This window comes from Helicobacter pylori (assembly GCF_001998165.1).
Taxonomy (GTDB): Bacteria; Campylobacterota; Campylobacteria; order Campylobacterales; family Helicobacteraceae; genus Helicobacter; species Helicobacter pylori_DL.
The window spans coordinates 1-12,509 of the sequence record NZ_MTWR01000042.1; the positions used below are offsets into that span (position 1 = coordinate 1).

The window sequence follows — 12,509 nt, forward strand, 5'->3', positions numbered from 1 at the left end:
AAAGCTTTGGTGTTTTTCTTGCCCCCTAAAAGCGTGAGGTTGGCTAAAGAATGCGTGTATAATTCCCTTTCTTCTTCGTTAAAGTCTTTCACCCATTGGCTTGAAGGATCGGGGTTTTGGGGCAGAATGCGTTCAACATGCAAATCGTCATCCATTTTAATGTAAGCGGGGTTGGCGTTATCGCTCATGAAATATTCCACTAAAATGAGAACGGGTTTGAGCCATGAATTTTTTTTGACGGATTTACCAGCGAAGTAGAATTTCGTGTATAAGTTGTTGTCTTGTAGGTTTTCTTTAAAGCGTTGCGTGATATTTTTATCATCTAAATATTTTTTTACAACAATAGAAGCGATATTTTCAATGCTTTTCTTTTCTTTCAAGGCATTAATAATATTGCAACAAGTTTGTTCGATTTGAGATTTTGTCCGCCCTGCAACCCAATTTTGGTAGCAAAACTTGACTAATAACTCCTTTAAAGCCTCTATGTCTTGATTGTTATAATGGTGTAACAAACTGGTGCACAAAACAACACGCCAATAATCAGAGGCCACATAAGAAAGCAAGTAGGCATGCCGATCTTGCATTTCTAACACCTCACCATAAGCGTTGTAAAAATCCTCTACGCCCTTAAGGTATTCTAAAGGGGTTTTATTAAGCTTGTTAAACCAAGTAACGAGTCTTTTATCCGTTTTTTCTTTAGAAGTTACCGGATTGAGATAGGTTAAATACCAACTGAATAAGGTTTCTGTGGCATTCTTCTCTCGCTTGTTCTCTTTTCTCTTTGGAAATTTTGACTCATTCCCTGAGCATTTTTGATGCAAGGCACTCCAACGAGACACAAACTCTTCTTGATCCTTTTTGTTAGCGAGTTTTTTTAGTAACTCCACCTTAAAAACATCTATCGCATGCAAGGGCAAACCTCTAGCGTTTAAAACACTAAAAATCCTTAACGCCATACTCACATTGGGGCAAGTGGTTTTGATAAATACGACCTTAAAATACAACCACTTAATGAAATCGTTAATGTCTTTAATCTCTTTCTCTTTAAGATAGTTTTTTAAACAAATCGCATTTTTTAGGTAATTGTTCTTATTATTTTTATTCTTGCTTGCTTGAGAGTCGTTGAAATGTTCTAATGCATACACAAAATCATCTTTAGCGTTAAGCCCCATAGCGTTAAAATGCAACCGCTCTCTTTTTTCTCCATCAATATCGCCCAAACTCTTTTCTAAAAGTTCTCTGCTAGTTGGGTTTAAATCTTTATCATAGAGGGTGGCTAAAACTTTTGCCAGCAGAATGAAAGTGCTTAAGCGTTGCTGGCCATCTACAATATCATAGGTTTCGGTTTTGGAATTGGGATCGGATTTGACTAAGACTAATGAGCCGCAAAAATAATCGCTTTCTCTGTCATTTTCATAATTAAAAAACAAATCGTCTAAAAGCTTTTCGCAGTTCTCTTCTGTCCATTGATAAGGGCGTTGGTAGATAGGGATTTGGTGATAGAGTCCTTTTTTTAAAGTATCTTTTAGATACCACTCATAGCTATCAATTTTTGCCATAAAAACCCCTTATATTGTTTAGGGTAGATTATAACATTAAAAAGTGTTTTTTTTTTTTTTGAAATATTTCCACACATGAAGACGCATGGTTTATCGCCATGCTCTTTTTTACAACTTATTTTTAAAGCTCCTTTAAAACCTCTAAAGGCGATTTGAACGCCAGATTGAACGCTTTAGCGATGCCTTCTTGGGTGATATAGCCGTTATAAGCGCTCAAGCCTCCAAGCGTGTTTGCCACGATTTTAGTGTTGGCTTTTAAAAAGCCCTTCAAACCATGCTCTAAATAATACAACAAATACGGCACGCTCGCATGGCTATAAGCTACAGAGCTTGTTTTAGCGACAATCCCTGGCATGTTCGGCACGCCATAATGCAACAAATCCTCTTCCACATACACCGGGTTAGAATGGCTTGTCTGGTGTATGGTTTCTATGCACCCCCCTAAATCGCAAGCCACATCTATCACTACCCCTTGTTTTTGCATGCGTTTTAAATGCCTTCTTAAGATCACTTTAGGGGTTTGGCTCGCTGTAACTAGTACCGCTCCCACTAGCCCAACCGCTCCGTTTAAGGCTTGAATGATATTGGCCTCATTCACGCTTAAAACTTCTAAATCATACAAATGATAATAGGGGTGGTTTTGTAATTTGGCGTAGTCTAATTCTAAAATCGTTACTTTAGCCCCCATTTGGCTTAAGACTTTCGCGCTCTCCATGCCAACCACACCGCCCCCAACCACAACGATTTTAGCCCTTTGCGCGCCCGATAACCCCCCTAGCATGACCCCCTTACCCATAAACCCCTTAACATGCTCTAAAGCCAGCAAATAATGCTGAATCAAATGCGCAGCCAACCTCCCAGCCACCACGCTCATAGGCGCTAAAATAGGGTAGTCGTTTTTAGGCCCGGCAATGGTTTCAGTGCAAATAGAAGTGATTTTTTTATCTATAAACATTTCGCACAAGCTTTTTTGATACGCTAAATCCAAGTAACTAAACAGCGTGGCTTTTTCTTTCAACAAAGGGTATTCATGCTCTAAAGGCTCTTTGCATTTGGCCACCAAATCCTGCCCCCACGCCGTTTTAGAATCCACGATTTTAGCCCCCACGCTTTCATACGCTTCGTTACTATAACCGCTATTAGCGCCGGCATTATTTTGAACTAAAACCTCCACGCCCTTTTGAACGATTAGTGCCACATCATCAGGCACCAAAGCCACTCGAGATTCCAAATCCATGCTTTCTTTGACTAGCCCAATAGTCATGTTAATCCTTTAAATAGTAGTGTCAGTTATGATTATACTCACTCCATTAAACGATTGGGTATCTTTCTTTTAAAAAGCTAAATAGTATTACTCTTTTACACAATGAAGTTAATTTTGTTTGTTATTCATTTTCTTATTATTTTGTAATCGTTGGTTGGGATTTAAAATAGAATTCACTTAACGATTAAAGGATGCGTTTATGAAAGACAACACAGCCTTAAGCAGGGACATTGGCTTCAACCAATTGATGATGATCGCTTTAGGGGGGACGATTGGCACTGGGCTTTTTGTAGGCACAGGGGGGAATATCGCTAGCGCGGGCCCTTTAGCCACGCTTTTAGCGTATTTGATTGGAGGGATTATTGTCTATTCTATTGTTTTATCTTTAGGAGAATTAGCGAGCGTATATCCCACTACAGGGAGTTTTGGGGATTATGCGAGCCGTTTTATTAACCCAAGCACTGGGTATATGGTCTTTTGGATGTATTGGCTGAGCTGGGTTTTAACCGTGGCAGTGGAATACATCGCCATAGGCTTGCTTATGCAACGATGGTTCCCGACTGTTCCTGTGTATGTGTGGGTCATCGCATGCATTGCGCTTTTATTTTTATTGAATTTCTTTTCGGTTAAGATTTTTGCCACAGGCGAATTTTTGCTCAGCACCATTAAGGTTTTAGCGGTCTTTGTGTTTATTGTGCTTGGGGGCATTGGCATTGTCTATTCGTTTTATTTGCATGGATTTGAAGGCGTGTTTGCTAATTTCTATTTTAATGGGGAGACTCAAGGGCTAGAAAAAGGCTTTTTCCCTAAAGGAGTGGAGGCGTTCTTTGGGGCGATTTTAGCGGTGATTTTTGCTTACACAGGCACAGAGATTATCGGCGTTGCAGCAGGAGAAACTAAAGACGCGAAAAAAGTCATGCCTAAAGCGATTAAGGCGACTTTATGGCGGATCGTGTTTTTCTTTTTAGGGGCGGTGTTTGTGGTATCGGTGTTTTTACCCATGACGGATAGCGGTTTGACGCAAAGCCCTTTTGTGAGCGCTTTAGAAAAAATCCCCTTACCCTTTTTGGGCGTGGGTATCCCTTATGCGGCGGATATTATGAATTTTGTCATTGTCACTGCGATTTTATCCACCGCTAATTCTGGGTTATACGCTTCAGGGAGGATGATTTATGGCTTAAGTCAAAAAAAGATGTTTTTCCCCCTTTTTGCTAAACTTAACGCCTCTGGAACGCCCACTTATGCTTTGTATTTATCTTTAGGGGTTACACTTATTGGCATGCTCACCGAAGCGTTTGCGCCAGAAAAAATCATGGCAAGCTTGATCAATGTGGTGAGTTTTATGGTGATTATTGTATGGATCAGTATCAGCGTAGCGCAATACCGCTTCAGGAAAGAGTATCTGGCTTTGGGGAAATCCTTAAAAGATCTGCCTTATAAAGCCCCCCTTAATCCCTTGATCCAAATTATTGGCATCAGCGGGTGCTTGGTGGGGCTTATAGGGGCGTATATGGATGCAAATGAACGCATTGGAGGGTATCTCACGCTAGTGTTTATGGGGCTTTGCTATGGGGCGTATTATTTGAGTAAGGACAAATGGGGCTATCAGCAAGAAAAAGGAATTTGAAGGAGCGATAAAATGATTTTAGTAGGGTTAGAAGCGGAATTGGGAGCGTCAAAAAGAGGCACCGATACAGGGGTTAGGCGTTTGAGAGAAGCTTTAAGTGCGACGCATGGCGATGTGATTAAAGGCATGCAAACGATCACTCAAGAGCGGTGCGTGCTTTATAAAGAGTTTAGATACGCCAAGAATTTTGAAGATTACTACCTTTTTTGTAAAGAAAATCTGATCCCTTGCATGAAAGAAGTGTTTGAAAAAAAAGAATTCCCTTTGATTTTAAGCTCAGAGCATGCGAACATGTTTGGGATTTTCCAAGCCTTTAGGAGCGTTCATAAGGACAAAAAAATAGGGATTTTGTATTTAGACGCGCATGCGGATATTCACACGGCTTATGACAGCGATACAAAGCATATCCACGGCATGCCCTTAGGTATGGTTTTAAATCGTGTCCATAGCGGGGTTAATCGCATGAGCGAGAGCGAAGAAAAGGCATGGCAAAAGCTCTGCTCTTTGGGGTTAGAAAAGGGAGGGTTAGAAATTGATCCTAAATGTTTGGTGTATTTTGGGGTAAGAAGCACCGAACAGAGCGAAAGAGATGTGATTAAGGAATTAGAAATCCCTTTATTTAGCGTGGGCGCGATAAGAGAAAACATGCATGAAGTGGTTCAAAAAACCAAAGAATTGTTAAAAGCGGTGGATATTATTTACCTTAGCCTAGATTTAGACATTATGGATGGCAAGCTTTTCACTTCTACCGGCGTGCGTGAAAATAATGGGTTGAGTTTTGATGAATTGAAGCAATTACTAAGCTTGCTTTTAGAAAGTTTTAAAGACCGATTAGGGGCCATTGAGGTAACCGAATACAACCCCACGGTGAGTATAAAACACAATAACGAAGAAGAAAAGCAGGTTTTAGAGATCTTGGATCTCATCATCAAGCGCTGCAAGATTAAAGATAAGGAGCGATCTTTTATAATGAGTCGCTGATCGCTTTTCAAACACAACGATGAAAAGTTAAACCGCTTTTAGCGTCAAAAAATGTCTTGTGTGTTTTGAGAACGCATGCAGGCTCGTTGTGTGTCAAAATGGGGATTTTTCACTAGAGATTGAGTAAAATCAGCAAAATCAAAAAAAAAAAAAGATTTTCATGGGATCAATCAAATTTTAAGAATTTTATCATAAAATTCTGTGAGTTATTAAGTTTTTTTTGTTTTTATTACTTAATAATTGGCGTTCGTTATCGGTTTGATTTTACTTAAAAAATTTAAACCATTTTTTAACCTCTCAAAATATAAGGAGTTTGTGTTGCATAAAAAAGTTCTGTTGGCTTTAACTGCCAGCTTGATTTGCCAAGAGTCTGTGTTCGCTAAAGATAAAGACTACACTTTGGGCAAGGTTTCTACTGCCGGCAAAAAGGATAAATCTGATTATTCTGGGCAGGTCAATTTGGGTTATAGCGGGATCACCGCGCCTAAGAGTTGGGAAGATGAAGAAGTGAAAAAATACACAGGAAGCCGCACGGTGATCTCTAATAAAGCGCTCACCCAACAAGCTAACCAAAGCATTGAAGAAGCTTTACAGAATGTCCCCGGTCTGCAAATTAGGAATGCGACAGGTGTAGGGGCTATGCCCACTATCCAAATCCGTGGCTTTGGAGCTGGGGGTTCAGGGCATAGCGATGCGACGCTGATGTTAGTCAATGGTATTCCTGTTTATATGGCCCCTTACGCTCACATTGAGCTAGACATTTTCCCCGTTACCTTTCAAGCCATTGATCGCATTGATGTGATCAAAGGTGGAGGCAGCGTGCAGTATGGGCCTAACACTTATGGGGGTATTGTCAATATCATCACTAAGCCTATCCCTACTCAATGGGAAAACCAAGCGGCTGAAAGGATCACTTATTGGGCTAAGGCTAGAAACGCCGGTTTTGCCGCTCCCCCTGATAAAACCGGTGATCCTTCTTTTATCAAGTCTTTAGGCAATAACCTCCTCTATAACACCTATGTGAGAAGCGGAGGGATGATCAATAAGCATGTGGGTATCCAAGCGCAAGCTAACTGGGTTAGAGGACAAGGCTTTAGGGACAATAGCCCCTCTAATATTTCAAACTATTGGCTAGATGGGGTCTATGACATCAATGAAAGCAATGGGATTAAAGCCTATTACCAATACTACGATTTTGCTATCGCCCAACCGGGATCACTCAGCGAGCAAGATTACAAAATAAACCGCTTCGCCAATTTGCGCCCCTTAAACCAAAAAGGCGGGCGCTCACAACGCTTTGGGGCTGTGTATGAAAACCACTTCGGGGATTTAGACAGAGTGGGCGGGACTTTTAGCTTCACTTACTATGGGCAGTTGATGACTAGGGACTTTCAAGTGAGCTCTAGTTATAATAGCGCTAACATGGTTACTTGTTTTAGCGAAGCGGCATGCAGGGCGGCGGGACTTCCGGCAGGGTATAACTTGGCTGTGCCTTATTATGCCACTAACTACAATGGCTGGGCAGAAGTAGAAAACCCTGTGCGCTCCATTAACAACGCTTTTGAGCCTAAAGTGAATCTGATCGTCAATACCGGGAAAGTCAAGCAAACCTTTATCATGGGCTTGCGTTTCATGACCACCACTTTTTTACAACGCCAATACTTAAACACCAATGAATGCGCCACTAAAACGAGCGGTGAGGGGGCAGGCTTCTTGTGTGAGGGCGCTAACGTGATGAGCGGTTGGAAACCCCACATCAAGCATGGCGTTTATAGAAACTGGAATAACTGGCGCAACAATTACACAGCGGTCTATTTGAGCGATCGCATTGAAGCTTGGGACGGGCGCTTTTTCATCGTGCCTGGTTTGCGCTACGCTTTTGTGCAATACAACAACGAAAATGCGACTAATTGGGCGCAAATCCCTGAGAAGGATTTAAGAAAAATCAAGCACATGAACAATTGGATGCCCTCAACCAACATTGGCTTTATCCCTGTGCAAGGCGATCACAATGTGCTTACCTACTTTAACTACCAACGCTCTTTCGTCCCGCCTCAATTAGACGTTTTGAGCTATGGAGGAGCGGAGTATTTCACCCAGCACTTTGACACGGTGGAAGCAGGAGCGCGCTACACCTATAAAGATAAATTCAGCTTCAATGCGGACTACTTCAGGATTTGGGCGCGCGATTTTGCCACCGGGCAGTATTCAGTCTATACAAGCGGCCCTATGAAAGGTAATGTGCGCCCCATTAATGGCTATTCTCAAGGCGTGGAGCTGGAATTGTATTACAGGCCTATTAGAGGGTTGCAATTCCATGCCGCTTTCAACTACATTGACACTCGTGTAACTAGCCATGGCCCTTTAACAGACTTGAACGGGGATGTGCTAAAAGGGACTAGCTATAACAAGCATTTCCCATTTGTAAGCCCTTTCCAATTCATTCTTGACGCTCGTTACAATTGGCGTAAAACCACCATTGGTATTTCTAGCTATTTTTACAGCCGCGCTTATAGCGGGATTAGCAACAGCGCAGCAGGAGGCTATTACGGGATGCAATACTATAGTGGGGGGAACAACTATGAAAGCGTTCTTAATAGCGGTTATCAATGCGAAGCTTGGTGTATGACCCAACATGAAGGGCTATTGCCTTGGTATTGGGTGTGGAATATCCAAGTGAGCCAAATTTTCTGGGAAAACGGACGACACAGAGTTACAGGAAGCTTGCAAATCAATAACATCTTCAACATGAAGTATTATTTTACAGGGATTGGCTCTAGCCCTGCAGGCTTGCAACCCGCACCTGGAAGATCAGTTACAGCGTATTTGAACTACACTTTCTAGAGGCTTTAAAAAGGAGGGGGGTTATTGCGCTATGATGAGCCGCTAAAATCAGCCGCTTAGCGATTTCATTGAAATGATGAAATCTTCATTTAAGAGCGCTCCAAATAAGTTTCTTTGAGGCTGGCCTTAGCCCTTTGCCAATTAGGCAAATACAAACTCAGCAAATCCCTAAAATATTCGTTATGGTGGCGTGCTTTTAAATGCAATAATTCATGCACAACCACATATTCAATGCCCTTTCTAGGCACTTTAGCCAATTCCAAATTGAAAAGTAGGGTGCGTTTAGCAATATTACAACTCCCCCATATCCGTTTCATTTTTTGGATTTTAAAGCCTTGTATGCTCTCGTTTAAAATCTTTTCGTATTGGTTGATGTAGGTTTGTATTTTTTCTCTTAAGACTTGTCTGTAATAGTTTTCTAACACTTTTAAGCGCTTTTTTAAACTTGTTTTTTGATGGACATGCAAGATTAAATATTTAGGGCTTTGGAGGACGAAGTGTTTTTTTATAGTGTGTTCAATCTTTAATAAATAGCGTTTCCCAAAAAGATAATGGCTTTCTCTCTCTAGTATTTCCCTTTGGCTCTGTCTGTTTTGGTTTAAAAAATTTTGTTGCTGTTCTTTTATCCAAGGGAGTCTTTTAATCAAAGAAAGCCTAAGGCTCTCATCGTTTAAAGCTAGGGGGCAAGACACATGCACAGAGCCATCAGGCGGGCAAACGCTAATGTGTAAATGCTTAATATCCTTTTTTTCTATGGCGATGTTGGTATTATTTAAAGTCAAACAATAAGCGTTCATCAATGATACTCCTTTATGTGTTTGGCTAAATTAAAGACATTTTCTAACAAAACCTCATCGTTTATGATTTTTCTTAAAGCGATTTTAAGGTTTTTTTCTTTTTGATTATGCCCCACCCAACCATCTTTTTTATTATCCCTTATGCATGCGTCTATATCTAGGGCTAAGGCTTCATTTTGATCTAAATTATCGTAGAGGGTTTTTAAAGCGTTAGTGTTGATCTTTTTAGGGTAATTTTTATTTTCTTTATGGATAACTTTTTTGGCTAAATGTTGGATTTGTTGCAAGTATTCTAAATAGGTTAATTTCTTTTCTCTAAATTGGAGAATCAAATCGTTTAAAAGCGAAGATAATTCTCCGTAATACTTAGGGTCGCTCGCTTCTTTTTCTATAATGCGTTTTCTGGTATTTTTAGCGATGCTTTCTGCCATAGAGCTTTCATTTTTAAACGCTTGAGACAGCGCCTTATTAAAATCATTAACATTCATTTGGGCTAAAACTTCGCACAGCCCTTGATCTTCTATTTGGAATAACACCTCGCTATCTGTGGTTTTAATGTAAGCGTCTAAGATCCTACGCATGTCTTCGCTATAGCTTTTTAAATCCACGCTATCCCCACTGCTTAAACTAACCGCTTTTTGTAAATGCCTATAAAATTCCGCTTCTTGTTTGATTTGTCGCATTTCTTCTTTAGAATAAATGGGCTTTTCTAAATGGTTCAATTCCACAAACATTCTTAAAAACGCGCCAACAAGCTGGTAAAACAACCGCCTTTTTTGAGCGTTTTTTTCTAAATCGTTCCCACAAAAATAAGCGATATAATCCTCTTCATCTTTTGGCTCTTTCACGCTTTCACAAAGCGATTCCAACTGATCTCTAGTTTCTTCTAATTTTTTCTTAATCTTTTGAGATTTGTCAGAGATAAACCCTTGAATGTCTTCTCTCTCATAGTTTTCAAACGCTTTATTCGTGTAATCGCTGTGCGCTTCTTGCAGGCTATCAAACAAATCCCTATAGTCTATGATACAGCCAAAATCCTTATCTTCGCTATCTAATCTATTCACCCTGCACACCGCTTGAAAAAGCCCATGATCTTGCATTTTCTTATCCATGTATAAATAAGTGAGACTTGGCGCATCAAAACCGGTCAATAGCTTATCCACCACGATCAATAGCTTCATTCTATTAGGCTCATTAATAAAACGCTCTTTAACTTTTTCTTCAAACTCTTTAATTTTATTAAGGGCTTTTTTCTCATCTTTTTCATTAAAAAAGTTTTGCAGCATTTTGCAATAAGTGCGGTATTTATAACTCTCTTTTAGCATCATCATAATAGTTACGCAAAAATGTAAACTTCTTATCCTTATCTCCATCTTTTTCTTTGCCAAATACACGACTCATAGTGCGATAATTAATAACTTAAGATATGCTTGATACTTTAAATTATGGTAGCTTTTCTCTGTGTTTCTCACCCTTTTTAATATCTCAAAAGCATATCCTGTGATTTCATCATATGAGAACATGTGGTGCAAAATAAATAAAGCTAGAATACTGGAACCAGAATCGTCGTCAATCCATAGGTTTAAAGCTCTGAGCTATTTGATATGTTGCGATTTAAGATTCCCTAATCCATCATCTCCTAATAAATATGAAAAAAGTGCAATGTCTTTGCTAGTGATATTCGCTACATGCAAAAAACAAATAACAAATAATATCTTTTTTATTTTTTTGTCGTTTAAAACATTATTTAAGCTCTTAACTAGCTTGTTATAAATATGTTCAGAATTAAATATATCTAGCAAAATAAGCAACATTTGAGCGTTGCATTTTCTTTGAAGATACCCTTTTTGTCTTCTAAAAGATTCTCCACTCAAATCTCTCGACCACAAACCAAGATAACTAATAATCTGTACAAAAATGTCTAAATCTAAATCGCTTAACTGCCCTATCTCTACTGATGAGTCTTCTGAAATAGACTTACAATTCTCATCGCCATGTCCATCAACAGCTCTTGTTGCCAATATCAGTTTGACACAACGCACTTCTTTAACTTTCTTAGCAATGTATTGAGAAATTTTTAATTGATTCAAATAAGAATCTATAAAGATTATAGCTTTCTCATTTCCATCTTTAAGTTGTTTTAGTAGGGTATCTATTTCTTCTTTTTGAGAAATAAAATCCCCATACCTAACAAAATATACTAAGTTACCACTTTCAACAAGTGCTATTGCTAATTGTCTTAAAAATATCGTTTTCCCACTCCCTAATTCGCCAAACACCCCTAAAATCCCTACGCTATCTCGTGCTAATTCGCATTGAGCTTCATCAATTTCTTCTTTTCTAGGAATTAGTTTAGGAACATAATCTGACTGAATAGGACTTTTCAAGCTATATTTATCCTTTATCCCTTCTGTTATCTTATCTCCCAGAGTGAATCCCTTACCTGAAAAACTTTTTCTAATCTGATGCCCATTTTTTAAATACTGCAAAACCTCATTCCGTAACCATCCATCTTTAAACTTACCTTGCTCAAAAAATAATTTTAAGTCATTGTCTCTAATATTGACATCCAATGAATTAGAAATGATTATTTGTTCTAAATAGTTAAAACCTAAATTAGTATCCTGTGGCCAACATTCTTGTATCTTGTTTACAAAAGACTCCATACCAATTTTAAGCAATTTCCCATACCCTTCAAATTTGTTATCGCCAATAGGATCATCATCGGAATTTTTAGGATCTGCAACCACAAAGATAGTTTTCTTCCGCATACTTTCAGTTTTTGCAAGTAAGATTCTCTCAATAGGCATATCCGCTAAAGAATATCCCATAAACACCACCAATGCAGAGTATTGCAAATCATGCATAAATTTATCTTTCCACTCTGAAGAGTTTGCAAAAACATCACTATTAACATAAGAAGAACGACTCAATTTGAAAGAGTTATCTAAATGTTCTGGTTCTAATCTATCCACACAGCCATTAATATGCAAACAAAAATTTCTAGATTTACTTGGCAACATGCTTTCAAGCGTTAAAATATCAATATTTTTATTAACCTGCTTGCCAGCATAACAAACCAAGTCATCGTAATTTGTCGTGTAAATGCTCTTCCATGGCCATCCTACAACAACTTTTTGTTCATCCTTTGATTGTTTGACCCTAAAAATATCTTTTAATTTTTCTACAATTTTTTGATGATCTTGTTTTTTTAAGCAATATTCAGCCACATCTTTCAGATCTTTTGTCTCATAATACTTCCTTTCAAATCCACAAAATTCACCTAATTTATCTCTTAGCTGATTGCCCAAGGGCAATTCGCCATCAAACCCTGTAGCGCCAGCTGAAAAGCCAGCCCCAAAAAACACTACAGCACTCCCTCTCGCAATTTCTCTTGCCCACATTTCATAATCTTGATCCTTGATCTTAGTCATGTT

Annotated in this window: 6 protein-coding genes and 2 pseudogenes; 3 read left to right on the forward strand and 5 right to left on the reverse strand. The window is 39.1% G+C overall.

Annotated elements, in window-relative coordinates; all coding sequences use genetic code 11:
- Both BZK24_RS05440 and BZK24_RS05445 read right to left on the reverse strand, forming a co-directional pair.
- The coding region (locus BZK24_RS05440; RefSeq protein WP_077656818.1) for a DUF262 domain-containing protein at nt 1-1,559 on the reverse strand (1,559 nt) is incomplete at its 3' end.
- Nucleotides 1,560-1,680: 121 nt separating this feature from the next.
- Nucleotides 1,681-2,823: an alanine dehydrogenase gene (locus BZK24_RS05445; RefSeq protein WP_077656819.1), complete on the reverse strand. Its 1,143-nt coding sequence runs from the start codon at nt 2,821-2,823 to the stop codon at nt 1,681-1,683.
- Between the two features lie 199 nt (nt 2,824-3,022).
- Between BZK24_RS05445 and BZK24_RS05450 the strand changes: the two genes are divergently transcribed.
- The 3 genes from BZK24_RS05450 (at nt 3,023) to BZK24_RS05460 (ending at nt 8,275) form a co-directional block, all read left to right on the forward strand.
- Nucleotides 3,023-4,450: an amino acid permease gene (locus tag BZK24_RS05450; protein WP_000654554.1), complete on the forward strand. Its 1,428-nt coding sequence runs from the start codon at nt 3,023-3,025 to the stop codon at nt 4,448-4,450.
- A 12-nt stretch (nt 4,451-4,462) separates the two neighbouring features.
- Nucleotides 4,463-5,431 (forward strand): arginase, encoded by a 969-nt coding sequence (rocF, locus tag BZK24_RS05455; RefSeq protein ID WP_077656820.1) that lies wholly within the window; start codon nt 4,463-4,465, stop codon nt 5,429-5,431.
- A gap of 318 nt (nt 5,432-5,749) precedes the next feature.
- Nucleotides 5,750-8,275 carry a TonB-dependent receptor family protein gene (locus BZK24_RS05460; protein WP_171972410.1) on the forward strand — a complete coding sequence of 842 codons (2,526 nt, stop codon included), beginning with the start codon at nt 5,750-5,752 and terminating at the stop codon, nt 8,273-8,275.
- 89 nt (nt 8,276-8,364) lie between these two features.
- Here BZK24_RS05460 and BZK24_RS05465 read toward each other — a convergent pair whose 3' ends face one another.
- From BZK24_RS05465 to BZK24_RS05475, 3 genes and pseudogenes are all read right to left on the reverse strand, one after another.
- Nucleotides 8,365-9,072: a YgjP family zinc-dependent metalloprotease gene (locus BZK24_RS05465; protein ID WP_077656822.1), complete on the reverse strand. Its 708-nt coding sequence runs from the start codon at nt 9,070-9,072 to the stop codon at nt 8,365-8,367.
- Nucleotides 9,072-10,391 (reverse strand): annotated as a pseudogene (locus BZK24_RS05470) (type I restriction enzyme subunit R domain-containing protein); the annotation flags it as partial. The pseudogene BZK24_RS05470 and the gene BZK24_RS05465, both read right to left, overlap by 1 nt.
- Nucleotides 10,381-12,506: pseudogene (locus BZK24_RS05475) on the reverse strand (SIR2 family protein); the annotation flags it as partial. The pseudogenes BZK24_RS05475 and BZK24_RS05470, both read right to left, overlap by 11 nt.
- Between the last annotated feature and the right edge of the window lie 3 nt (nt 12,507-12,509).